This is a genomic window from Sphingobium sp. TomTYG72 (assembly GCF_055394715.1).
This window is the reverse complement of the sequence record NZ_AP027336.1, coordinates 228,122-249,830: the sequence shown is the minus strand read 5'-3', so window position 1 is coordinate 249,830 and position 21,709 is coordinate 228,122. Positions and strand designations below refer to the sequence as shown.

Below are 21,709 nucleotides of genomic sequence, written 5' to 3'. Positions count from 1 at the left end.
CTCAATCCTTGTCCTTGTCCTGCCCAAGCAGGGGCATGAGGTCGGAAATATCGACGTCCCGCCGCTCGTCAGGCAGCACGCCCAACATCGGCGCAGTGCGTTCGATCACGCGCTTGACCACCGGCGCGGCGGTCCAGGCAGCCGTGCGCAGACCGAAAGTCTGCGCGTTGCCCTTGGGCTCGTCCATCATCGTCAGCACGACGTAGCGGGGATTATCCATCGGAAATGCGGACGCGAAAGTCGTCACCAGTGAACTCTTGTTGTACCGGCCTTCTTCAGGCTTCTCGGCGGAACCCGTCTTGCCGCCCACCCGGAATCCCTTGGCGTCGGCGCTGCGACCTGTACCCGCCGCGACGATCATCCGCAACAGCTGCCGCATCCGCGCGCTGGTGGCGGCGGAAAAGACGCGATGGCCTTCGGGCACCTCATTGGTGTGCAGCTTGCGCAAGGTCGCAGGCCGCCAGATGCCGCCATTCACTAGCGCGGCGTAAGCGGTGGCGAGGTGCAGCGGCGTCACGGCGATGCCATGACCATAGGACACGGTCATCGTCGTGATGCGGCCCCAATTATAAGGCCAGATGCTCTTGGCGCGTTCTTTCAGCTCAATGGGCGCGCGCTGGTCGAATTGCAGGTTGCGGAACAGCTGCTGCATGGGCGCGGCGCCCATTTCATCGGCGATCCGTGCCGTTCCGATGTTGGAACTGTGCACCAATATTTCGGGCACATTGAGCCAGCGGCCGAGCGCGTGGTCGTCCTTGATCTTGAAACCGGCCACAGCCAGCGGCGCGGTCGCATCGTAACGCTTGCCCATGGAGGTGACGACGCCACGATTCATCGCCTCGGCGATCGACAGCGGCTTGAAGGTCGAACCCAGTTCGTAGCGCGCCTGAACCATGTGGTTGCAGAGCGGCGATTCGCTGCAATTCTTGCCCGCGTAATTCTGAAGCTTGTTGGGATCGAACACGGGGATCGACGCCATCGCGATCACTTCCCCGGTGTTCGCGTCCATGATGATGCCGCCTGCGCCCCTGGCATTTTGCGCGACCATCTGCGCATAAAGTTCGCTTTCGAGCGCGCCCTGCACCCGGCTGTCGATCGAAATGGCAAAAGGCTGACCACGCAGCGCCGGATCGGTCAGCCGGTCATTGAACGCCGCCTCCACCCCCATGCCGCCCTGCCCGTCGGCATTAGGCGCAAAGCCGAGCACATGCGCAGCCAGGCTGCGCTGCGGATACAGCCGTTCCTTCTCACGGGGAAATTCGATGCCGATCTCGCCCAGCGCATTCACCGCCGCAACTTCTTCCGGCAGCGCGCGGCGGCGCAGATAGGCCCAGCCCTTGCCCGTCAGCTTCTTGTAGAAAGCCGCTTCTGGCTCGTCGGGGAAAATTTCGTGAAGTTTGCGCGCAAGCTCGGCAGGCTCACCAATCAGCTTCGACGGGCGCACGGCGATGGAATAGGCATCCATCGTGCGGGCAAGGGGCACGCCATTGCGATCGACAATGTCGGCGCGGGCGGGAAGCAGGCCCGAAACGGCGCCATCGCCGCTTGCGCCATGCGCGAAGATGCCCACCCAGGTGAGCCGCAGAATTACCACCGCCGTGATTGCCATGAACAGGATCAGCAGCAACATCAGCCGGTTGTGCGCAACCGCCGTCAGGTCAACCCGCTGCTTGCCTGCCCTGGCGCCGCCCGGCTGAACGATGATCGTTGCCATCAGCGCGCGCCTTTCTTGCGTTCGCGCGCCGCTTTGGCGCTGATGTCGCCCATGGTGCTGTCGTCAAGCAGCTTGGCATCCAGCATCGCCATCCGCTCCGCACGGCGAGCCACCGGATTGGGCTTCGACACGTCGGCATCGTCCTTCGCCTTTTCGGCAGCGGTCTTGGCGGCCGGTTTGGCAATCTTTTCAACATTGTCAGCCGCATGCGCTTCACGGATCACCGCAATATCGCTGCGGATCTGGGTAGCTGCGGGACTCGCCGGGGCGGCCTGCGGCGCAGATGGCAGGTCGGCGGGGCTTTCGACCATCGCCACCATCACAGGCGGCGCGATATAATCGGGGCCATTGGGCTGGATGCCGTCGAGGTTAGCCAGCGCCCGCTCACCGCCCAGATACTGCTGGGCGGTGGGCGTTGCGTACATGAAATCATCCTGATTCCACCGCTCCAGCTGCCGCATGCTGGCCCGCGCGCTGAATTCCGTTTCCAGATAGCGAATGTCCGCCCGCGCCCGCGCGATCTGCGCCTGCACCTTCATCAGTTCGTTACGCTCGGTCGCGACCTTCAGCGATACCAGATAGGCGCCAAGCGCACCCAGCGCGACGAGCAGTATCCAGATCAGGCTCTGCAACCTCTTCACCGCGATCATGGGCGGGCGCTCCTGGAACTGGACCGGGAAGGAATGGCGGCTGATGTACGAACGGCGCTGCGCAGGGTCGCGGAGCGTGCACGCGGGTTGCGGGCCAGCTCTGCCTCGCCGGGGCGAATAGCTTTGGCTGGTTTGTGAAAGGTAGGCTCGGCGGCCGCTTTGCGTTCCGGCAGGTGGCGCGATCCAGCGCCTTCACCACCGCTGCGCTGGCGCAAGAACTGCTTGACGATACGATCTTCCAAGCTGTGGAAAGTCACCACGGCCAATCGACCACCCTCTTCCAGCATCGCTTCCGCGGCTTCCAGCCCACGCTCCAATTCTTCCAGCTCGCGATTCACATGGATGCGGATCGCCTGGAAGGTGCGGGTTGCCGGGTCCTTCTTGTCATGCGGCTTGTGGCCCAGTGCCCGACGAACGACGCTGGCAAGCTGACCGGTGCGCTCCAACGGGCGAGCCTCCACGATCGCGCGGGCCACCCGGCGCGAGCGCGGCTCCTCGCCATAGCGATAGAGGACGTCGGCAATCTCCTGCTCAGGGGCATTGTTCAGGAAATCGGCGGCACTCATCCCGCTCTGGCTCATCGTCATGGTGAGGGGGCCGTCCGCCTGAAAGGAAAAGCCGCGCTCCGGCCGGTCGAGCTGCATCGAGGACACGCCGATGTCGAGCGTCACGCCTGCGACGGAATTGATGCCCCGATCAGCCAGCAATTGCTCCATCCGGGAAAATTCCCCGGCGATAAGGGTGATACCCTTCTCCGTCGCCAGCGCCTCGCCTTCCCGAATGGCATCGGGATCGCGGTCGAAGGCAAAAACCTTCGCGCCCTGCGCCGCCATCGCACTGGAATAGCCGCCCGCGCCGAACGTGCCATCCACATGAATCTCGCCGGGGTTGATGGCGAGGGCATGAAGCACTTCATTGAGCAGAACCGGGATGTGACGATCCAGATCGGCAGGAGCGGTCACTTGCCGTCCCCCGCCATCCGCTGGTCCAGCCAGCGACGCACCTTGTTGCGGATCAATTCCGGACGATCCTTGCTATCGACCAGCGTTTCCGGCTTCCAGATCTGGATGTAGCGGCCAACGCCATAGAAGAAGACAGCGTCGGTGATGCCATATTCATCCTTGATGTCCGGATGCATGGCGAAACGGCCGCCGTCGTCGAAATTCACCTCCTCGATCGTGCCGAGTCGGCGTTCCAGCTCCAGATCGGCATTATAGTCGCGACCCTGCGCGCGCGCTTCGCGAGCCAGCTCCTCGACCTCGGTGAACAGGAAACGGCGATGCGATTCTCCAAAGCCCGTGGCGCAGGGGTTGTCGCCATGAACGGAGAGATAAAGCCGCGTTTCGCCGCCGCTGGACAGCTTGACCTGCCGACGCATCTCCAAAGGCAGCACGAAACGGCCTTTGCCGTCCGCTACGCTGAACGCGTTGCCTGTAAAGAGAATGATTTCCGGCACGTGCGGACTGCTGCCCCTCTGTTCGCAGGGCGCAGGCAGCCGCTCACCAACCCGCGTCATTGCGGCCCGGTGCGCAGGACTAGCAAAGCCTGACAAACCCCTATGCGAATTAGATACCAAGCACGGGGCCACAAGAAAAGGGAAAAGTCGGGAGATTTTGGGAAATCCCGTTTTGTTCTGGTTCTAAGTCATGTTTCGGCCACCGGACGGCGTTTTGAACCGGACATATGCAGCTCAGTCGAACCCAGCCTCCGCCTCAAAGCGACCCCTCCCAACATTGCCCAGAATATCCCTCCCCGATGGCACGAAGCGATCGGCGCCTGAGAGTAAATAAAAGAGCGAAGAGAATAAGATTCGACGCTCGCCACATCCAGCTTCGCACGTCCACCTGCCCCATCCGCAACAATGGCGGCAAGCCAGCCAGCAGGACCAGCGTCGGCCCCAGCCAAAGCATTGCAAATGTGCGTAGCGCCGCCTTATGCAATGCGCGGCCCGGTTCGGGTTTTCAGCGGCCGGATGGCTGTGGATCGCGATCCATCGGCTTGCGCAGATTGGGGTCGGGCTGAAGATCCGGAACGATCGGCTGTTGTTCCGGCGCGGGCTGCACGCCCAGCTCCGCCAAAGGCTCCTTGGGCGCGACTGCATTGACGTCCAAAGTGGGCACGGTCGGCGGCGGCACCGCCGGATCATCGATCCGCGCCTTTTCGATCACGATATTCGCCAAACCTACGAGGAGCACCACGCCCGCCAGCCCCGTCAGGCCGATCTGGACACGCTGCAACCCTTCCTGTCGGCGGGGATGTTCAGCCATCAAAGCGCTCTTTATCTTGTCGCCGCGACCCTTGTCGGCGATCAGCGATTGTGCGCGAGCCAGGGGAAGACCGTCAAGCCCTTCGCTTCCAGCCACTCACGATTGTAGAGGGTCGACAGATAACGGAAGCCCGTGTCGCACAGGATGGTGACGATCCGCTTGCCTGGCCCCAGCTCCCTCGCCAGCGCCACCGCGCCTGCGACGTTGATCCCGGAGGACAGGCCAAGGCAAAGCCCCTCCTCCGCCAGCAATCGTTCGACCCAGTGCAGCCCTTCCTCATCCGAGATGCGGAACTGGGTGTCGATCGGCGCGCCTTCCAGATTCGCGGTGATACGACCCTGTCCGATCCCTTCCGCGACTGACGACCCTTCGGCCTTCAACTCGCCATGCGCATAATAATTATAAAGCGCAGCGCCATGGGGATCGGTCAGCGCGATCGTGATATTCTCGTCATGCGCCTTGAGGCCCAGGCCGACACCCGCGATCGTGCCGCCAGTGCCCGCCGCGCAGGTAAAGCCATCAATCTGCCCGTCCAGCTGCTGCCAGATTTCCTCGGCCGTGCCGACGATATGCGCCTTGCGATTCGCGATATTGTCGAACTGATTGGCCCAGACCGCATTCTCCGTCTCTTCGGCAATCCGGCGCGACGTGTGGACGAAATGACCGGGGTTGGAATAGGCTGCGGCAGGCACTGTCACCAGTTCGGCACCCAGTGCGCGCAGCGTGTCCATCTTCTCCCGGCTCTGGGTCTCGGGCATGACGATGATCGTCTTGTAGCCCTTCGCATTGGCGACCAGCGCCAGGCCGATGCCGGTATTGCCCGCCGTCCCTTCCACGATCGTGCCGCCAGGTTTCAGCAGCCCTTTTTCTTCGGCGTCATTGACGATGAAGAGCGCGGCACGGTCTTTCACCGACGCGCCGGGATTGGCGAATTCGCACTTGGCGAAAATGTCGCAGCCCGTCTCTTCCGATGGACCGGCAAGGCGTACCAGCGGCGTGTTGCCAATCAGGGCGAGGCTATCATTCTGAACCAGCATATTCCACGCATAGCGGAGCGGATGCACGCTTGCCAAGCAAGGGAATGCTGATCCACCCAAAGAGCCCGTTTGCAATGCCGCGCAATGATCGCATCGGCCGGGAAGAAAGTGGCAAGGCTTTTGCGCTAAAGAGGGGGCGTGCGGCACACCGCCGCGATGAATTTGTGAGAGCAGACGGCTTCAGACATGGCACGCGCGCGATTATGGCATATGGCATTGGCAGCGCTAGCGCTGGTCGCGCTTGCCTTGCCGCGCCTGATCACGGCCGCTCCGCTCGATATGCTGGCAGACGCGGCGGCACGCGATGCTGTCGCGGAGAGGCCGGGCGAAAATTTCCCCGGCTCCGCCTACTTCTTCGTCGACGGCGTCTTTCAGGATCTGCCCGCTTCACCCGGCAACAGCCCACATGTCCTGAAGCTCGACACCGTCGATGCCGCTCCAGCCGCAGCCTTTCGCGGGCAAACGCCGCTGGACAGCTATCGGGCAATCAACTGCCTGACCTCCGCCATCTATTATGAGGCCGGCAACGAACCCGAAGAAGGCCAGCGCGCCGTCGCTCAGGTCGTTCTCAACCGCGTTCGCAATCCGCTCTGGCCGCATAGCGTCTGCGGTGTCGTCTATCAGGGGTCGGAGCGCACCGATTCCCTGTGCCAATTCACCTTCAGTTGCGATGGCTCCATGGGCCGGGCCAACCATGTGCAAAGCTGGGCGCGCGCCCGACGCATAGCGGAACAGGCGCTCGCGGGCCGTGTCTATGCCCCGGTGGGGCTCGCGACCTTCTACCACACGCTGGCAGTCCGGCCAGGATGGGCTGCGTCAAAGCGCGCCGTCGCCGTGATCGGCGCGCACATCTTCTATCAGATGCCCGGCTTTCACGGAACGGAAGCGGCGTTTCGCATTCCCTATCCCGGCCGGGAATGGCAGTCAGGCCCCTCTCTTCGCGCTTGGCCGAGCAGTCCACGCGCCGCTGAGCACTTTGCCGAACCCGTCGGCGCGGATGTCACAGCACCTATCGTCACCCCGCCCCCGGCATCTCAAGACACGCTCCCGCCGTCCACCATCCGGCCCGAATACAGAAACAGCGGGCGACCGCTCATCTGAAGGAAATAGCGTGAGATATTTTCCACGCGTTATCCAAATGACTGATTTTGCTATAAAATAAAAAATATAGCTGAGTTTAAAAACAGCGGAACCAAATATCGCGATGGAGGGTTCTGCATACCGGATAGCAAATCTTTTGCCCCCCGCTCTTGCTATCCAAAAAACATGAGCCCGGAACGCATCCCCCCCCCCGACGCGTTCCGGGCTCAGACTTTTCGGGGGTTTTCCATTGAAAACCAGAGATATTTCCGGAAGCGGAACGTATTTCACGGCCGTGGGTTCTCTTCCTCGCCGCTGGATAGCGACGGCGTCCGGCTCAAGTTTTTTACCAGGAGACGACCATGACCAAGAAGATCCTTGCCGCTCTGCTGCTTACCGGTTCGCTGATGGTAGCTGCGTGCAACACCGTCGAAGGCGCAGGCAAAGACGTGCAGAGCGCTGGCGAGGCTGTGGAAGACGCCGCGAAGTAAACAGCAAAAGGCTCCCACCCTTGCGGCCCGCCTATGGCGGGCCTTTTTTTTAGCTCGTGGAAGCGTCCGCGCTCTCTTCCGTGGCTGCTTCACGCGACTGCTTGCGATCGGTAAACCAGATCGCGACGATCGTGATCTCGTAAAGCAGCAGCAGCGGAATGGCGAGCATCAGCTGAGACACGACGTCGGGCGGCGTCAGTACAGCGGCGAGGATGAAGGCGCCGACGATCATGTAGCGGCGCAGACTGATTAGTTGGGCGCGGGTGACGAAACCAGCGCGGTTGAGCAGCATCAGCAGGACGGGCATCAGGAAACTGATGCCGAATGCAAGAATGAACTGCATGACCAACGTAAGATAGGCGTCAGTACTGGGGAGGGCCTCTACCGCGAGACCCCCACTATCGCCTTGAAATTGCAGGAAAAAATGGAAAGCCGTGGGCATCACCACATAATAAGCGAGGCTCGCGCCCATCAGGAACAGGACCGGCGTCATCACCAAAAACGGCAATAAGGCCTTCTTTTCCTTGGCATAAAGGCCCGGCGCGATGAAGGCCCAGAGCTGGTTCGCGATGATCGGGAAGGACAGGCAGAAAGCGCCGAAGATCGCCACCTTCACCTGCACGAAAAAGGCCTCGTACAGCTTGGTATAGACAAGCCGCCCGCCCCCATCGCCAAAAGCTTCCTTCAACGGATGCACCAGAAAGGCGAACAGCTTGTCCGAAAAGTAAAAGCAGACCACACCGGTAAGCAGCAGCGCCCACACGCATTTCATCAGCCGTCCACGCAGTTCGATCAGATGGTCGAGCAGCGGCGCTTTGGTATCGTCAATGTCCTTCATGCCTGCGCGTCGCCCTTACCGGCCGGAGCGGACTGCGCCGCGATATAGGGTGGGCCGTCAGCGGCGGGGGCCGGAGCAGCGGGTGCCGATTGGGCGACAAAGGGCGGCGGAGGCGTGGTGGCAGGCGCCGCGCCATCGGCCGAGGACTCCGGCAACGGCTCCATCGCGGGAGCGGCGGCCGGATGTTCCTGCATGATCCGCCGGTTCTGGTCAGCCCACTTTTTTTCCAGTTCCTCCATCTCGACTTCCCGCACCATGGCATCGATGCCTGTGCGAAAATGGCGCGCCATTCCACGCGCCTTGCCGACGACCTGCCCGACCTTGTACAAGGCACGCGGCAAATCCTTCGGACCGATCACGATCACCGCAATGATCACGATCAGCAGGAGTTCGGTCGAGCCGATATCGAACATGCGCGCCTACCGCTTGGGCGTGAAATGAAAATCAGGCCTTGGTCTTTTCTTCGGACGTGGCGGTCGGTGCGTCCTGCTCAGGAACACGATGTCCTTCGATCCGCGTAGCGGGCTTGGCGGACGCGGCGTCGTCATCATCGTCGGCCATGCCCTTCTTGAAGCTCTTGATGCCCTTGGCAACGTCGCCCATCAGCCCGGAAATCCGGCCACCACCAAACAGCAGCATGACCACCAGGAGAACGATGACCCAGTGCATCAACGAAAAGGAACCCATTTTAACTTTCTCCTGAAGAAAGCCCTTTCTAGGCTTCTTCCTCATCATTTTCCAGAACGGATTGAGCCCCCAGGCCCTCCAGCGCAAGATCGACCGGATCGAGCAATCCGGCAGCGCGCAGATCATCCATGCCCGGCAGATCCCGGCGGCTGCTAAGCCCGAAATGTGACAGAAATTCGTGCGTGGTGGCATAGATTAGCGGGCGCCCGGGCACTTCCCGCCTGCCCGCTGGCCGGACCCAGCCCGCTTCCATCAGCACGTCCAGCGTTCCCTTGGCCACCTGCACGCCGCGAATAGCCTCTACCTCCGCGCGGCTGACAGGTTCATGATAGGCGATGATGGCGAGCGTCTCCATCGCCGCGCGGGACAGCTTGCGCGTCTCATCCTTTTCCCGCCGCAGGATATGGGCAAGGTCCGCCGCCGTTTGAAAATGCCAGCGCCCGCCGCGTTCGACCAGATTGATGCCCCGCCCGGCATAATGATCCGACAGCGCGGCAAGCACGGCGGCGATGTCCCCGGCATCCCCCACATGTTGCCGCAGTTCGACGGTGGTCAACGGATGTTCAGCAACGAACAGGGCGGCCTCCACCGCGCGCATGAAATCGTCCGGTTCCTGCATTACAACAAACGTCCCCCATTCTGTTCCGGCAGCGCGGCGCGCAGGTAAATGGGCTCGAAAATGCCGTCCTGCTGAATTTCCAGCCGCCCCTGCCGCGCCAGTTCCAGCGCCGCGACAAAGCTGCTGGCGAGCGCGGACTTCGCCATCGGCCCATCCTGACCATCGGGCAGGAAGGATTCCAGCACCGTCCAGTCGATCGCCGACCCGACCAGCGCGCCGACCCGCTGGATGGCTTCGTCAAGGGTCATCACCGGCCGGGCGACGACCATGTGAACGACAGGCCGCGTCCGCGCGCGTACCTGCCCGTAACATTGCAGGAGATCGTAAAGGCTGGCGGCCCATCTCGCCTTGCGCACCAGGCGTAGTCCCTCCGGACGGGGGCGGACGAACACGTCCCGGCCGACGCGGTCGCGCGCCATCAGGCGGGCACCGGCTTCCCGCATGGCCTGCAACCGCTGAAGCCGCAATTGCAGGCGCAGCGCCAGTTCGTCGGGGTTGGGATCAGGCTGGGCTTGCTTGGGCAACAGCAGCGAGGACTTGAGGTAAGCGAGCCACGCCGCCATCACCAGATAATCGGCCGCCAGCTCCAGCTTCAGCTTCCGCGCGCCCTCAATATGAGCCAGATATTGTTCGACCAGCGCGAGGATGGAGATTTCGCGCAGGTCGACCTTCTGCGAGCGGGCCAGCGCGAGGAGAAGATCGAGCGGTCCTTCCCAGCTTTCGAAGCTGACGGTCAACATGTCTTCGCGTGGCTGCGGTGGAGGGATGAAGAGGTCTTCCATGGTTCAGGCGGCTCTCTGGCGTGTAGGCCGTGCGAAGAGCGATTTCTCACGTGGAGGCGCGGAGACGCGGAGGGTTTGGGGCGAGCGCAGCGCTCTGAAAGTTGCCTGGAAAGTGAGAGTGAAGGTAGCGGGATTAGCGGCTTCGCCGGTGACACCGCCCCTCCGCGTCTCCACGCCTCCGCGTGAAAATTTATGTGCGCAGAGCCCGCAGAAGGCGCAGAGAAAGCGCGATGCTGCATCTCTGCGTCCTCGGCGGGCTCTGCGCGAACATTGAAGCGGCTCCGCCGGAAGGTGGCAGATGGCGTTCGCCTTCACGCAGCCACCACGGAGAGCAGGCTGTCGCGGGTGGCAAGCAGTTGTTCAAGGGGCAGGCTGTCCTGATCGAGTTTCGCCGACGCCATGGCGCGGTCCAGCCGGGCTTTTGACTGCGTGCTGATATCGGGAAGACTATTGGCGATGCCGATCATGTCGTCCATTCGCGCCCAACAGTTGAGCGCCAGGTCACACCCGGCCGCGACGACGCCTGCCGCCAATTCAGGAATGCTGCCGTTCAGCGCCTTCATGTCGAGGTCGTCCGACATGAGCAGGCCGTTAAAGCCGATCCGCTGACGAATGATCGTTTCGATCACCGAGGCGGAAAGGCTGGCGGGCAAGTCCGGGTCCCAATTGGTATAGATGACGTGGGCGGTCATGCCGATGGCTGCGTCCTTCAACGCCTGGAAGGGCGCGAGGTCAATGGCGAGTTCTTCCTCGCTCGCGGTTACGATCGGCAGCTCATGATGACTGTCCACCATCGCTCGGCCATGGCCCGGCATATGCTTGACGATGCCGACGACCCCGCCCCTCGCCAATCCTTCGATGATGGCACGGCCAAGCGCGGCGACCCGCATCGGCTCGGCGCCCAGCGTGCGGTCGCCCATGATGTCGCTGGCCCCGTCCTGCCGCACGTCGAGCAGGGGGAGAGCATCGACATTGATGCCTACCTCGGCCAGCGTCGCCGCGATGGCGTGCGCATTGGCGCGGGCGGCGGCGATCGCGCTCGACGGGGCGATGTCATAGAGCCGGTCGAACACCGCGCCGGGCGGGAAGTTGGGCCAGACGGGCGCCTGCATGCGGGCGACGCGACCCCCTTCCTGATCGATCATGATCAGCAGATCGTCGCGGCCATGGAGGGCGCGCAGGTCGTCCGTGAGCGCACGCAATTGGGCGCGATCGGCGATGTTGCGGCGAAAGAGGATATAGCCCGCAGGCTGGGCGTCGGCGAAGAAGGCGCGTTCGTCAGCAGTTAGCGTCTCGCCAGAGAGGCCGAAGATTACCGGTTTCATGAGGCAGGATGGTAGCGGCGAAGGAGCGTCGTGTCGAAGGGGTTGTTGGGGGTACGAGGCCCGGATTACTCCCTCTCCCCTTCAGGGGAGAGGGTTGGGGAGAGGGGAAAGCGCTGCGCTATCGTGGATAGGACGGCTTCAAGGTTGTGTATAACATCGGCGTTAGTGAAGCGGATGACGCTTGTCTTATGACATTGCGGTCCGTTTGGGTCATGCTGGATTGCCCGGGCCGGGGTGGCCACCCCGGCCCGGGCGGAAGGGGACGGATCGTGAAAACGCCGGTCGTTGTGGGACCGGGCTAGAGTAGGATCGCCCCTTTCTTTTCCATCAGGCCCGAACGGATACCGGGGTTTTGGACCCGGATGACAAGCATGGGATAGCGGAAAAGATGAGCGACAATCTACCACAGACGATCGGCATCGACATCTCCAAAGCGAGCCTCGACTGCCATGTCCACCCTGCCGGCGCCGAACGTCAGTTCGCCAACACCGCCAAGGGCCACAAGGCGCTGATCGCCTGGCTGCGACAATGGCCGGTCGAGCGGATCGCCTATGAGGCAACCGCAACCTACCATCGAGCGCTGGAGGCGGCTCTGGCCGACTGGCCCTGCGTTAAGCTCAACCCAGAGCGCGCCCGGCGCTTCGCCCAAGCGACTGGCACTCTGGCCAAGACCGATCGCATCGATGCCATGTTGCTGGCCCGTATGGCGGCCACCTTGCAGCCGCCGGTCAGACCCGCTCGAAGCGCACAGCAGGCGCAGATGGCGGAGCTCATCAATGCCCGAGACGGCCTCGTGCGCGATCGCACCGCGCTCAAGAATCGCGAGAAGAACCTCACCATCGCCTTCCTCAAGCGCCAGTGCCGGCAGCGGCTCGAGCAGATCGATCGGCATATCGAGGCGCTCGATACCGAGATCGCCAACCTGATCGCCGCGGATGCCGCGCTCGCCCGCCGGCATGAGATCCTCACCAGCATCGCCGGCGTCGGAACGCTGACCGCCAACCAGCTCATCGCCACCATGCCCGAACTCGGCAGCCTCGAGAATAAGCAGGCCGCATCCCTCGCCGGTCTCGCCCCCGTCGCTCGACAGTCCGGACAATGGAAAGGCAAGAGCTTCATCCGTGGCGGACGCGCCAACGTGCGGCAGGCTCTCTATATGCCGGCCCTCGTCGCCGCCCGGTACAATCCCGATCTCAAGGCAAAATATCAGCAGCTCGTTACTGCCGGGAAGCCCGCCAAGATCGCCATCACCGCCGTCATGCGAAAGCTCGTCGTCACCGCGAACGCCCTGCTCAAAGCCGATCGATGCTGGATGCAATCTCCAGCTTGATCATCACGGATACTCTAGCCTTGTTGTTTGAGATAGAGGGTGCGTTCCGCGTCATATTCGACGGTCGAGCCATGGGTGTCGCCGTCAATCTCTATTACGAGCATCGCAGCTCGACACGTGAAGTCGGCTATGTACGGGCCAATCACGGTCTGGCGGCGGAACTTGGCCCCGGAGAAGCGCTTCGCGCGCAGGTGATACCAGAGGCGAGCTTCGGCAGGGGTTAGGGTAGATCGCAGCTGCTTTGCAAAACCTAGCGATTTTCGATCTCGCACCGTTGTTCCCCTCTCCCCAGCCCTCTCCCCTGAAGGGGAGAGGGAGTTAGGGGCAGCTTAGTTCACCACGATGCAACTCTCACCAGCAACCTTGAGCTTGCCGCAGAGCGTATTTGCCTGAGCCCCCGCCGTCGCGCGCAGGCGGTAGAGGGTGCTGCCACCGACTTCTGTAGGTTCCACCGACATGGTGAGCGGAGCGAGATAGGCGAAGCGTTTGGAGAGGCGCGCCCAGGCGTCGCGCGCGCCGGACTGGCTGCCATAGGCGCCGAGCTGGATCACCGCGCCGCCCTTGCGGACGGGCTGGGTTGCAGCGGGCCGAACGTTAGTTTCGTCAGCCACACGCGCGGTCACGCTCTGCGACGGCTTGCCGGGCACGGCCTGACGCGTTTTTGCAGGCGTGGTGGCGGTCACGGGCGCTTCGGGCACCCGGCTGGGATCGATGCGGCCGTCGCGTGCGACGCCTTCGCTGGCGGCGAAGCTCGCATCGCCCTCACCCTCGAACTTCCTGGCATCGGCCTCGCGCGCGGGAACCTTGTAATCGCCAGCAGGTGCGGCGATCAGCTTGCCTTCGCCGCCGTCGGTCGACCGATTCTTCAGCAGCCAGACGCCAGCAATCACGCCACCGAACAGGACAAGCGCAACCAGGATGAAGCCGAGCAGGCGGACGGGGGACAGGCCCTCATCCTCCTCATCCTCGATACCAGGCTCCAGCCAGGGCAGACGCTCGTCATCGTCGAGATCGAGCCGCCCCCTCGCAAAGTCGCCCATTTATCCGTGCCTCCGCCTGGCTATTGCATTTCCGTCAACGCAGCCACGCCCATCAGGGCAAGGCCATTACGGATGATTTGCCCGATTCCACGGCTTAAGAAAAGGCGCGCAGAAGTTACGTCCGGATCGTCCGTCAGGATGACGCGGGCACGCGGATTGTCGTTCCCCAAATTCCACCAGCTGTGGAATTCAGAAGCCAAGTCGTTGAGATAAAAAGCGATTCTATGCGGCTCACGGGCCGATGCAGCCCCTTCCACCACCCGTGGGAACTGCGCCGCTAACTTAACAAGGTTAAGTTCTTCAGTCCCAAGGCGGGACAGGTCGGGCGCGGGAAGTGCAATTTGTGCCTCTTCGGCGCGGCGGCCGAGCGAGGAAATGCGGGCGTGGGCGTATTGGACGTAGAAGACCGGATTGTCCTTCGACGCCTCCACCACCTTGGCGAAGTCGAAGTCCATCTGGGCATCAGCCTTGCGGGTCAACATGGTGAAGCGGACCACGTCCTTGCCCACTTCGCGGACGACATCGGCCAGCGTCACGAAATTGCCCGCGCGCTTGGACATCTTCACCGGCTCGCCATCGCGCAGCAGGCGGACCATCTGGATGAGCTTGACGTCGAAGCGCGCCTTGCCCTCGGTCAGCGCGGCGACGGCGGCCTGGATGCGCTTCACCGTACCGGCATGGTCGGCGCCCCAGATGTCGATCAGCTGGTCGGCGGTCTGCGCCTTCTGGAAATGATAAGCCATGTCGGCGCCGAAATAGGTCCAGGCGCCGTTCGACTTCTTGATCGGGCGGTCCTGATCGTCGCCGAATTTGGTGGAGCGGAACAAGGGAAGTTCGACCGGCTCCCAATCTTCGGGCGTTTCGCCCTTGGGCGCTTCGAGGACGCCGTCATAGACGAGATCATGGTCGCGCAGCCACTTTTCGGCGGCTTCGGGCTTTCCGGCGGCCTGTAGTTCGGCTTCGGATGTGAAGATGTCGTGAACGATCCCCAACAGCTCTAGGTCAGCCCGAATCATCTCCATCATGGCGGCAACGGCTGTGGTACGGAACAGGGTCAGCCATTCGCTCTCAGGAGCACCGATGAATTTTTCACCGAATTCGAGCGCCAGTTTGCTAGCAACTGGCTTTAAGTATTCACCAGGATAAAGCCGATTATTTTCTAAGGCTAGATCGACCGGTGTCTTGAATTCTTCTGCGTCTCTAGGGAAATTGTTAAGCAGGGGAATTGAAAATCCAGGATAAATTCCTTCTGGAATGTCCCCTTCCCATTTCATCACATTCTGCCAGTATCGGACGTAGACTGAGCGGGCGAGCACATCGACCTGGCCGCCCGCGTCGTTGATATAATATTCGCGGATGACCTTGTGCCCGGCATATTCGAGCAGGGTGGCAAGGGCGTCACCGACCACTGCGCCCCGGCAGTGGCCCATATGCATGGGGCCGGTGGGGTTGGCGGAGACATATTCGACGTTGACGGTGACGCCCTTGCCCGTGTCCGACCGGCCGTAATCAGCGCCTTCGGCATGGATGGCGGCGAGTTCGGCGCGCCAGGTGGCGTCGGTCAGCGTCAGGTTGATGAAGCCGGGACCAGCGATGGTGGCGCTTTCCACCTCGTCCAGCTTTTCAAGGCCCGCGACGATCTTTTCCGCCAGCGCGCGCGGGTTGGTGCCTGCGGGCTTGGCAAGCACCATGGCTGCGTTGGTGGCGAGGTCGCCATGGCTGGGATCGCGGGGCGGCTCGACGGTGACGGGCTTGCGGTTGAGGCCAGCGGGCAGCGTGCCGTCCGCCTCCAGCGCGTCGAGCACGGCGTTCAGATGGGCAGTGAAACGAATGTAGAGAGACAAGGGTGTTTCCTCGAAAAGCACAAGACCCGTCCGGGCTGGGCTAAAATCGAAGCCTCATCCTTCCCTGCAAGAAGTAGAGCCCTTCGACAAGCTCAGGGCGAACGGAAGATTAAGGTTCGCTCTTAACGTGTCGCGTTATATCGGAGCTGGTCCTGGGTCAGGTTGAAACCCACGAGCAGTTCAAAGCTGGTTCGTTGCAGCGCCGCCTTGACGTCGGGCTGGGCGAAGGGGTCGATCGCCGCGTCGGCATCGCCCGCCTTGCGCTTCTGCGTGATCTTCGCCTGAATGTCGGCGGGCAGCGTCGCTGCGGCCTTGTCAACGAAAGAGCCTGCCTTGGCGGTCGCGCTGGCGCGATACTGGCCTGCTGGGAAGTCCAGCACGACCTGACCGACGCGCTTGGCGACGACGGCGTTGCCGCCACGCACCACGGCGGAGAAGAAAGGCAGCGTCACCTGCCGCGCGGCGGTGGCGTCGGAGCGGCGGGCGTTCACCGTGAAGCTCGCCTCGCTGTAGAATTGCGCGCCTTCCGCACAGGTGGCGCGCAGGTCTGTGATGTTCGCCACCACATCGATCGCGCGGGCATCGGTGCTGCCAGCAGGATTGAACAGCGTCACGTCACCCGTATAGGCGGGGATCGCGGCGGTCGGGCAGGCCGAGCGGACGGCGACGACGCCACCCGTGGCATCGATTTCTCCCCGGCGCGAGCAGCCCGCAAGGGCAAGGGCGAGCATTCCGGTCAGCGCAAGTCGAGAAAAGGTCACGAGGCAATCCCTTGGGAACAGGCTGGGGCTTCTTATCCATACCCCGCCGCTCACGCAACCGAAAGGAACGTGCCTCCCCTCACCCCTTCCTTCCGGCGCGACATTGGCCTAAGCGGCAGCCATGACCGCCCGTCTTCCCTTAAAGCTATTGATCGCCGCCCCGCGCGGCTTTTGCGCTGGCGTGGACCGCGCCATCATCATCGTCGAAAAGGCGATCGAGAAATATGGCGCGCCCGTCTATGTCCGGCACGAGATCGTCCATAATAAATATGTCGTGGACAATCTGCGGGCGCAGGGCGCGATTTTCGTCGAGGAACTGGATCAGGTGCCCGACGGCGTGCCCGTGGTCTTTTCTGCCCATGGCGTGCCCAAGGCGGTGCCCGCAAAGGCGGAAGAGCGCGGCCTTGATTATCTGGACGCCACCTGCCCCTTGGTCAGCAAGGTGCACCGGCAGGCCGAACGGCAGGTCGAGGCAGGGCGCCATATCCTGTTCATTGGCCACAAGGGGCATCCGGAGGTCGTCGGCACCTTCGGGCAGGTTGACGCGGGCAACATGACATTGATCGAAACGGTCGAGGATGCGGAGAGCTTTACGCCGGAAAATCCCGACAATCTTGCCTTCCTGACCCAGACCACCCTGTCGGTGGACGATACCACCGCGATTGTCGAAACGCTTCAGCGCCGATTCCCGTCAATCCACGCGCCCAAGGGCGAGGACATCTGCTACGCGACGTCGAACCGGCAGGCGGCCGTGAAGGCAATCGCCGCCGCCTGCGACGCGGTCTATGTGATCGGCGCGCCCAACAGCTCCAACTCGCTGCGCCTGGTCGAGGTCGCCGAGCGCGAGGGCACGCCAGCCCGGCTGATCCAGCGCGCGGACGACATCGATTTTGCATGGCTGGAGAATGTAGCGACCCTCGGCCTGACCGCAGGCGCGTCCGCCCCCGAAATATTGGTGCGCGAAGTCGTGGACCGGCTCGCCGCCCGATTCGACGTGACGGAGGAGCAGGTGGAGACGGCGCGCGAAACCATCTCGTTCAAACTTCCCCGCGAATTGGGAGCGGCATAAGGCTATGGCGGTCTATACCCATGTCCCGGCCGAGGAAATCGACGCCTTCCTGACCCGCTATGACGCGGGACGGCTGGTCTCTGCGAAGGGGATCGCCGAGGGGGTGGAAAACAGCAACTATCTGCTGGAGACCACCGGCGCGGACGGCAATGGCCACCGCTATATCCTCACTCTCTACGAAAAGCGGGTTGATGAGGCCGACCTCCCCTTTTTCATGGATCTGCTCGATCATCTGGGCGCGCGCGGCTGTCTGGTGCCGCGCTTCATCGCTGATCGGGAGGGGAAGCGCCTGCAACAGCTCGGTGGAAGGCCCGCCTGCCTGATCGAGTTCCTGACCGGCATATCCGTCACCGAACCTACCGCCGGACAGGCGAAAGCCGCAGGCGCGGCGCTAGGCCAGCTGCATCGCGCGGCGGAAGGCTTTGCGGGCGAACGCCGCAACGCGCTCGACATCGCTGGCTGGCACGATCTGGCGGCCAAGTGCGGCGATCATTTCGATGATATCGCGCCCGGCCTTGGCCAGCGGGTCACGGATGAACTTGCCTATCTCGACGCGCACTGGCCCGCCGAACTGCCACGCGCGGTGATCCATGCGGACCTCTTCCCGGACAATGTCCTGATGCTGGGCGATGAGGTTACGGGCCTGATCGACTTCTACTTCAGCTGCACCGATATTCGCGCCTATGACCTGGCCGTCACGCACAGCGCATGGGTGTTCAGCAATGATGGCGCGCACTTCTTTGCCGATCGGTCGGCCGCAATGCTCGCTGGCTATCAGGCGGCGCATGGGCTTTCGGATGCCGAGCAGGCCGCCTTCCCGATCCTGTGCCGGGGTGCGGCGCTCCGCTTCCTGCTGACGCGGGCCTATGACTGGATCAACACGCCCGCCGACGCGCTGGTGACGCGCAAGGACCCGCTGGCCTATCTGCGGCGCCTGGATTTCTATGCGCAGACTGTGCCGTCGGAGTTGTTGCGGGCGTGAGCGCGCTTTCAAAGGTCGAAATCTTCACCGACGGCGCGTGCAAGGGCAATCCCGGCCCTGGCGGCTGGGGCGCGGTGATGCGCTCTGGAGCCACGGAAAAGGAAATTTCCGGTGGAGAGGCGCAAACGACCAATAACCGCATGGAAATGACGGCCGCCATCGAAGCGCTGAATGCGCTCAAGCGGCCTTGTCAGGTGACGCTCTACACCGACAGCAAATATGTGATGGACGGCATCACCAAATGGGTGTTCGGCTGGCAAAAGAACGGCTGGAAGACCGCCGATCGCAAGCCGGTAAAGAATGCCGAGCTATGGCAGGCGCTACTCGCCGCCGCCGCGCCGCATAAGGTCAGCTGGCAATGGGTGAAGGGCCATGCCGGTCACCCTGAAAATGAGCGCGCCGATCAGCTGGCCTGCGCGGCCGCCGAACTCTTCCGCGTCTGAACGGGGGAGCGATACGCCGCTCCCACTGCAAGGGTCGAAAAAGGAGGCGGGGCGATGACGCTATGTCCGATTCGCTCGACTTGCCGCAAAGCATAGCTGACGCCCTGCGAAAGGACCGTCCGTTCGTTCACTTGAAACGGGCGGGAGAATAAGCGGCGGGATCAATCCCGCCCACCGCTTCGGGCATCGATCCGCCGGTCACCAGCACCGATCCCAGCAACGCCGCTGCGGGTGCAGTCTGGATGCCGAAACCGCCCTGCCCCGCGAACCAGAAGAAACCCGTTGCGTCGGCGTCAAAGCCATAGACGGGCGCACGATCGGGCGCGAAGCTGCGCAGCCCCGCCCATTTGCGTTCGACCGCCTCGACCGGCCAGTCCACGACATCTTCGAAGCGGGCGATCGCCTGCGCCACCGCCAGCTCTTCAGGCGCGGCGTCGCAGGGTGGCGAAGGTTCTTCATCATGCGGGGTCAGCCAGATGCGCCCCTCCCCCTCCGGCTTGAAATAGAAGCTGGAACCAAGGTCCATGACCAGTGGCAAGTCGGCTGACGGCATCGCGGGCACGCGCAATTGCACGACGGTGCGGCGCAGTGGGGCTATGCCGATAGGCGCGACGCCGCTGCGCCGTGCGACGTCATCGGCCCATGCGCCAGCGGCGTTCACGATGATGCCGCAATCGATGACGCCGCCGTTCGTGTGAATGCGCCAGCCGCCCGGCGTTGCGGTCGCCTGATCGAAAGCAGTGCCCAGCCGCAATTTGCCACCCTTCGCGTGGAAGCGCCGCAGATACGCCTGGTGCAGCGCGGCGACGTCGATGTCGCACACGCCCGGTTCCAGCAGGCCGATCGTCCAATGAGGTCGCAGCCCCGTTACCAGCGCGGCGGGATCAACAGGGCGCAGTTCGACGCAGCCCGAAAATTCCCGCATCAACTGGTCGCGCTCTGCCCTATCGGCCTCCCGCCCGACGAACAGCGTCTGCCGGGGGGTGAGGAAGGATCGGCGTGCAAAAGTCGGATCGGGCGAGCGCAACAACGGCCCGGACGCCGTGGTCAGCGGCTGTACCCGCCGCCCGCCATAGGTCTCCTCCCAGAAAGCGACGGAGCGGCCGGTGGCGTGATAGCCAGCGCTTTCCTCCTGTTCCAGGATCAGCACCGACGCCTGGCCCGCCAGTTCCGCGCCCAGGCTGGCGCCTGCTATGCCGCCGCCGACGATCACGATGTCGAAACGGCTCATGCTGGCGCGTTCTCATCCAGAAAGGCATCGATCCGCCGCAGGGCATCCAGCCGCACCGGATCGATTTCACGCAGTATCTCATGCGCAGCCTCTGGCCCATAGACGTGCAGGCGCGCGCCCCGAATGCGCGCGGCGATGCGGCGGATGGCGGGCGTGGACACCAGCCGGTCGGCACTGGTGGCAAGGATCAGCAGCGGCACGGCGATGCGCCCCAGCTTCCCGCCCTTCTCCAGCGCGAAGGTCGATTGCAGCGCCTCCAACACCCAGCGCCAGCTTGGCGAACCAAGCGCAACGTCCCGGCTATGATCGCGCCACCAGAGTTCGTCGGCATAACGTTCCGGATCATGCGTCAGCCGCTTCTGCCGCATGGCCCGTTGCCGCTGCGAATTCTCCTTCTGCGTCCAGGCCTGCCGGTCGGAAAAGCCGAACGCGCACATGGACCGGGCGATCAGCACCGCCAGCCAGCGTGGCAGCGGGGCGGTATGGACGCCCATCATCGGCGCGACGGCGACCGCAGCGTCAGGCGGGTCCATGCCCTCGGCCAGCGCGCGCAGCAGCAGATGCCCGCCCATGCTGTGCGCTACGATCACGCATGGCCCTGTCCCTTGTGCCCGCCAATCGGCGACGAAAGCTCCAAGGTCCGCAATCCATAGCGCGAAATCATCGATATGGCCGCAGAGCGGATCGCTGCTCAGCCTGCCCGAGCCGCCCTGTCCGCGCCAGTCGAAGGCGGTGACCGCCCAGCCCTGCCTCGCCCAGTGATCGATGACTTCGAGATATTTCTCGATCATGTCGCCGCGCCCGCCGAGCATCAGCAACCGCCCGCGCTGTCCCTCGCCCAGCCGATATCGGCGCAACGGCCAGCCATCGGGCGCGGCCCAGTAATCGAGCCGCCCATCCATCGGCCATGCGCGGCGGTCAAAGGCCGGGGGAACAGACACGGGCGAATCCATGGGGCGCATGGTTACGGTTTGGTAAGCCATTCGGTCTAGGGTTTAGATTCATGACGGGGGAATATTTCACGACGGCGCTGCTGTGCGCCCTTGGCGTGCTGCTGGTCGTCGCATCCGTGACGGATTTGCGGTCCCGGATCATATCCAACCGGCTGAACCTGACCATCGCTGCGCTGGCTCCACTGTGGTGGATCGCCAATGGCATGCCGGTCTGGCCAGGCATGGTCTTGCAGATCGCACTGGCGCTCGCCGTGTTCGCGCTTTTCGCCGCACTCTTCGCCATGGGATGCATGGGCGGGGGCGACGTCAAGCTGCTGGGCGCGCTGGCGCTGTGGTTCCCATGGGAAGCCGTGCTGTCGATGTTGATGGTCATGGCCATGGTCGGGGGCGTGGTGACGATCATCACCGTGGTCCACCACCGGACGACCCGGCGGCTGGGCCAGCCGCAGATTCCTTACGGCATAGCAATATCCGTCGCCGCTCTTTGGTTGATTGGCGAACGATATCTTAACCATTTTGCGTAAAATTCGGGGGCTCGGGCGAAACTTGCCTGATTGAGGGAGGCG

At 63.1% G+C, this 21,709-nt stretch carries 25 protein-coding genes; 7 read left to right on the top strand and 18 right to left on the bottom strand.

The window, feature by feature from the left end; genetic code table 11:
* Position 1: 1 nt before the first annotated feature.
* The 6 genes from ACZ5U1_RS01350 to ACZ5U1_RS01325 form a co-directional block, all read right to left on the bottom strand.
* On the bottom strand, positions 2 to 1,714 hold the full coding sequence (locus ACZ5U1_RS01350; protein WP_464779044.1) for a peptidoglycan D,D-transpeptidase FtsI family protein: 1,713 nt from the start codon (positions 1,712 to 1,714) through the stop codon (positions 2 to 4).
* Entirely contained in the window at positions 1,714 to 2,364 is a 651-nt protein-coding gene (locus ACZ5U1_RS01345) for a colicin transporter (protein ID WP_464779043.1), read from the bottom strand. The genes ACZ5U1_RS01350 and ACZ5U1_RS01345 overlap by 1 nt, the downstream gene beginning before the upstream one ends.
* Complete coding sequence (rsmH, locus tag ACZ5U1_RS01340; RefSeq protein WP_464779042.1) at positions 2,361 to 3,326, bottom strand: 16S rRNA (cytosine(1402)-N(4))-methyltransferase RsmH; 966 nt, start codon at positions 3,324 to 3,326, stop codon at positions 2,361 to 2,363. Before rsmH ends, ACZ5U1_RS01345 begins: the two co-directional genes overlap by 4 nt.
* A complete protein-coding gene (locus ACZ5U1_RS01335) occupies positions 3,323 to 3,820 on the bottom strand; it encodes a division/cell wall cluster transcriptional repressor MraZ (protein ID WP_464779041.1) in 498 nt (165 codons plus the stop codon). Before ACZ5U1_RS01335 ends, rsmH begins: the two co-directional genes overlap by 4 nt.
* Before the next feature lie 505 nt (positions 3,821 to 4,325).
* A complete protein-coding gene (locus ACZ5U1_RS01330) occupies positions 4,326 to 4,631 on the bottom strand; it encodes a hypothetical protein (RefSeq protein WP_464779040.1) in 306 nt (101 codons plus the stop codon).
* 41 nt (positions 4,632 to 4,672) lie between these two features.
* A complete protein-coding gene (locus tag ACZ5U1_RS01325) occupies positions 4,673 to 5,668 on the bottom strand; it encodes a cysteine synthase A (protein ID WP_464779932.1) in 996 nt (331 codons plus the stop codon).
* A gap of 186 nt (positions 5,669 to 5,854) precedes the next feature.
* Here ACZ5U1_RS01325 and ACZ5U1_RS01320 point away from each other — a divergent pair, with 186 nt between their 5' ends.
* Together ACZ5U1_RS01320 and ACZ5U1_RS01315 are read left to right on the top strand one after the other, a co-directional pair.
* Positions 5,855 to 6,769 carry a cell wall hydrolase gene (locus ACZ5U1_RS01320; RefSeq protein ID WP_464779039.1) on the top strand — a complete coding sequence of 305 codons (915 nt, stop codon included), beginning with the start codon at positions 5,855 to 5,857 and terminating at the stop codon, positions 6,767 to 6,769.
* A gap of 341 nt (positions 6,770 to 7,110) precedes the next feature.
* On the top strand, positions 7,111 to 7,239 hold the full coding sequence (locus ACZ5U1_RS01315) for an entericidin A/B family lipoprotein (protein WP_464779038.1): 129 nt from the start codon (positions 7,111 to 7,113) through the stop codon (positions 7,237 to 7,239).
* A gap of 49 nt (positions 7,240 to 7,288) precedes the next feature.
* On the opposite strand, the gene tatC is transcribed toward ACZ5U1_RS01315, so the two are convergent.
* From tatC to nagZ, 6 genes are all read right to left on the bottom strand, one after another.
* Positions 7,289 to 8,077: a twin-arginine translocase subunit TatC gene (gene tatC, locus ACZ5U1_RS01310; RefSeq protein WP_464779037.1), complete on the bottom strand. Its 789-nt coding sequence runs from the start codon at positions 8,075 to 8,077 to the stop codon at positions 7,289 to 7,291.
* Positions 8,074 to 8,490, bottom strand: a complete 417-nt coding sequence (gene tatB / locus ACZ5U1_RS01305; protein ID WP_464779036.1) for a Sec-independent protein translocase protein TatB — start codon at positions 8,488 to 8,490, stop codon at positions 8,074 to 8,076. Before tatB ends, tatC begins: the two co-directional genes overlap by 4 nt.
* A gap of 31 nt (positions 8,491 to 8,521) precedes the next feature.
* A complete protein-coding gene (locus ACZ5U1_RS01300; RefSeq protein WP_464779035.1) occupies positions 8,522 to 8,764 on the bottom strand; it encodes a twin-arginine translocase TatA/TatE family subunit in 243 nt (80 codons plus the stop codon).
* 28 nt (positions 8,765 to 8,792) lie between these two features.
* Positions 8,793 to 9,383: an SMC-Scp complex subunit ScpB gene (scpB, locus tag ACZ5U1_RS01295; protein WP_449471322.1), complete on the bottom strand. Its 591-nt coding sequence runs from the start codon at positions 9,381 to 9,383 to the stop codon at positions 8,793 to 8,795.
* Complete coding sequence (locus ACZ5U1_RS01290; protein ID WP_464779034.1) at positions 9,383 to 10,165, bottom strand: segregation and condensation protein A; 783 nt, start codon at positions 10,163 to 10,165, stop codon at positions 9,383 to 9,385. Before ACZ5U1_RS01290 ends, scpB begins: the two co-directional genes overlap by 1 nt.
* Before the next feature lie 311 nt (positions 10,166 to 10,476).
* A complete protein-coding gene (nagZ, locus tag ACZ5U1_RS01285) occupies positions 10,477 to 11,490 on the bottom strand; it encodes a beta-N-acetylhexosaminidase (protein ID WP_464779033.1) in 1,014 nt (337 codons plus the stop codon).
* A 388-nt stretch (positions 11,491 to 11,878) separates the two neighbouring features.
* Here nagZ and ACZ5U1_RS01280 point away from each other — a divergent pair, with 388 nt between their 5' ends.
* Positions 11,879 to 12,820 (top strand): IS110 family RNA-guided transposase, encoded by a 942-nt coding sequence (locus ACZ5U1_RS01280; protein WP_464777874.1) that lies wholly within the window; start codon positions 11,879 to 11,881, stop codon positions 12,818 to 12,820.
* 14 nt (positions 12,821 to 12,834) lie between these two features.
* Here the strand turns inward: ACZ5U1_RS01280 and ACZ5U1_RS01275 are convergent, their stop codons facing one another.
* From ACZ5U1_RS01275 to ACZ5U1_RS01260, 4 genes are all read right to left on the bottom strand, one after another.
* Complete coding sequence (locus ACZ5U1_RS01275) at positions 12,835 to 13,092, bottom strand: endonuclease domain-containing protein (RefSeq protein WP_464779032.1); 258 nt, start codon at positions 13,090 to 13,092, stop codon at positions 12,835 to 12,837.
* A gap of 57 nt (positions 13,093 to 13,149) precedes the next feature.
* Positions 13,150 to 13,860: an SPOR domain-containing protein gene (locus tag ACZ5U1_RS01270; protein WP_464779031.1), complete on the bottom strand. Its 711-nt coding sequence runs from the start codon at positions 13,858 to 13,860 to the stop codon at positions 13,150 to 13,152.
* 20 nt (positions 13,861 to 13,880) lie between these two features.
* Positions 13,881 to 15,704 (bottom strand): arginine--tRNA ligase, encoded by a 1,824-nt coding sequence (argS, locus tag ACZ5U1_RS01265; protein WP_464779030.1) that lies wholly within the window; start codon positions 15,702 to 15,704, stop codon positions 13,881 to 13,883.
* 122 nt (positions 15,705 to 15,826) lie between these two features.
* Entirely contained in the window at positions 15,827 to 16,435 is a 609-nt protein-coding gene (locus tag ACZ5U1_RS01260; RefSeq protein ID WP_464779931.1) for a hypothetical protein, read from the bottom strand.
* Between the two features lie 151 nt (positions 16,436 to 16,586).
* Between ACZ5U1_RS01260 and ispH the strand changes: the two genes are divergently transcribed.
* From ispH to rnhA, 3 genes are read left to right on the top strand one after another with little or no spacing between them, the layout of a single operon-like run.
* Positions 16,587 to 17,534 carry a 4-hydroxy-3-methylbut-2-enyl diphosphate reductase gene (gene ispH, locus ACZ5U1_RS01255; protein ID WP_464779029.1) on the top strand — a complete coding sequence of 316 codons (948 nt, stop codon included), beginning with the start codon at positions 16,587 to 16,589 and terminating at the stop codon, positions 17,532 to 17,534.
* Between the two features lie 4 nt (positions 17,535 to 17,538).
* On the top strand, positions 17,539 to 18,516 hold the full coding sequence (thrB, locus tag ACZ5U1_RS01250) for a homoserine kinase (protein WP_464779028.1): 978 nt from the start codon (positions 17,539 to 17,541) through the stop codon (positions 18,514 to 18,516).
* Complete coding sequence (gene rnhA / locus ACZ5U1_RS01245) at positions 18,513 to 18,959, top strand: ribonuclease HI (protein ID WP_464779027.1); 447 nt, start codon at positions 18,513 to 18,515, stop codon at positions 18,957 to 18,959. Before thrB ends, rnhA begins: the two co-directional genes overlap by 4 nt.
* A 127-nt stretch (positions 18,960 to 19,086) precedes the next feature.
* On the opposite strand, the gene ACZ5U1_RS01240 is transcribed toward rnhA, so the two are convergent.
* Together ACZ5U1_RS01240 and ACZ5U1_RS01235 are read right to left on the bottom strand one after the other, a co-directional pair.
* Complete coding sequence (locus ACZ5U1_RS01240; RefSeq protein ID WP_464779026.1) at positions 19,087 to 20,190, bottom strand: NAD(P)/FAD-dependent oxidoreductase; 1,104 nt, start codon at positions 20,188 to 20,190, stop codon at positions 19,087 to 19,089.
* The gene (locus ACZ5U1_RS01235) at positions 20,187 to 21,152 is read right to left on the bottom strand and encodes an alpha/beta fold hydrolase (protein WP_464779930.1); all 966 of its coding nucleotides are present in this window, start codon (positions 21,150 to 21,152) and stop codon (positions 20,187 to 20,189) included. Before ACZ5U1_RS01235 ends, ACZ5U1_RS01240 begins: the two co-directional genes overlap by 4 nt.
* A gap of 41 nt (positions 21,153 to 21,193) precedes the next feature.
* Here ACZ5U1_RS01235 and ACZ5U1_RS01230 point away from each other — a divergent pair, with 41 nt between their 5' ends.
* Positions 21,194 to 21,667: an A24 family peptidase gene (locus ACZ5U1_RS01230; protein ID WP_464779025.1), complete on the top strand. Its 474-nt coding sequence runs from the start codon at positions 21,194 to 21,196 to the stop codon at positions 21,665 to 21,667.
* Positions 21,668 to 21,709 lie beyond the last annotated feature (42 nt).

Bases quoted from the DNA above. Each gene is read 5' to 3' on its own strand.
- ACZ5U1_RS01315 (WP_464779038.1), top strand. From the start codon at position 7,111: ATGACCAAGAAGATCCTTGCCGCTCTGCTGCTTACCGGTTCGCTGATG.
- thrB (WP_464779028.1), top strand. From the start codon at position 17,539: ATGGCGGTCTATACCCATGTCCCGGCCGAGGAAATCGACGCCTTCCTG.
- ACZ5U1_RS01325 (WP_464779932.1), bottom strand. From the start codon at position 5,668: ATGCTGGTTCAGAATGATAGCCTCGCCCTGATTGGCAACACGCCGCTG.
- ACZ5U1_RS01270 (WP_464779031.1), bottom strand. From the start codon at position 13,860: ATGGGCGACTTTGCGAGGGGGCGGCTCGATCTCGACGATGACGAGCGT.
- ACZ5U1_RS01320 (WP_464779039.1), top strand. From the start codon at position 5,855: ATGGCACGCGCGCGATTATGGCATATGGCATTGGCAGCGCTAGCGCTG.
- ACZ5U1_RS01350 (WP_464779044.1), bottom strand. From the start codon at position 1,714: ATGGCAACGATCATCGTTCAGCCGGGCGGCGCCAGGGCAGGCAAGCAG.
- ACZ5U1_RS01230 (WP_464779025.1), top strand. From the start codon at position 21,194: ATGACGGGGGAATATTTCACGACGGCGCTGCTGTGCGCCCTTGGCGTG.
- ACZ5U1_RS01345 (WP_464779043.1), bottom strand. From the start codon at position 2,364: ATGATCGCGGTGAAGAGGTTGCAGAGCCTGATCTGGATACTGCTCGTC.
- ACZ5U1_RS01235 (WP_464779930.1), bottom strand. From the start codon at position 21,152: ATGCGCCCCATGGATTCGCCCGTGTCTGTTCCCCCGGCCTTTGACCGC.
- ACZ5U1_RS01280 (WP_464777874.1), top strand. From the start codon at position 11,879: ATGAGCGACAATCTACCACAGACGATCGGCATCGACATCTCCAAAGCG.
- scpB (WP_449471322.1), bottom strand. From the start codon at position 9,383: ATGCAGGAACCGGACGATTTCATGCGCGCGGTGGAGGCCGCCCTGTTC.
- tatC (WP_464779037.1), bottom strand. From the start codon at position 8,077: ATGAAGGACATTGACGATACCAAAGCGCCGCTGCTCGACCATCTGATC.
- tatB (WP_464779036.1), bottom strand. From the start codon at position 8,490: ATGTTCGATATCGGCTCGACCGAACTCCTGCTGATCGTGATCATTGCG.
- ACZ5U1_RS01260 (WP_464779931.1), bottom strand. From the start codon at position 16,435: ATGCTCGCCCTTGCCCTTGCGGGCTGCTCGCGCCGGGGAGAAATCGAT.
- ACZ5U1_RS01330 (WP_464779040.1), bottom strand. From the start codon at position 4,631: ATGGCTGAACATCCCCGCCGACAGGAAGGGTTGCAGCGTGTCCAGATC.
- ACZ5U1_RS01290 (WP_464779034.1), bottom strand. From the start codon at position 10,165: ATGGAAGACCTCTTCATCCCTCCACCGCAGCCACGCGAAGACATGTTG.
- nagZ (WP_464779033.1), bottom strand. From the start codon at position 11,490: ATGAAACCGGTAATCTTCGGCCTCTCTGGCGAGACGCTAACTGCTGAC.
- ACZ5U1_RS01240 (WP_464779026.1), bottom strand. From the start codon at position 20,190: ATGAGCCGTTTCGACATCGTGATCGTCGGCGGCGGCATAGCAGGCGCC.
- ACZ5U1_RS01300 (WP_464779035.1), bottom strand. From the start codon at position 8,764: ATGGGTTCCTTTTCGTTGATGCACTGGGTCATCGTTCTCCTGGTGGTC.
- ispH (WP_464779029.1), top strand. From the start codon at position 16,587: ATGACCGCCCGTCTTCCCTTAAAGCTATTGATCGCCGCCCCGCGCGGC.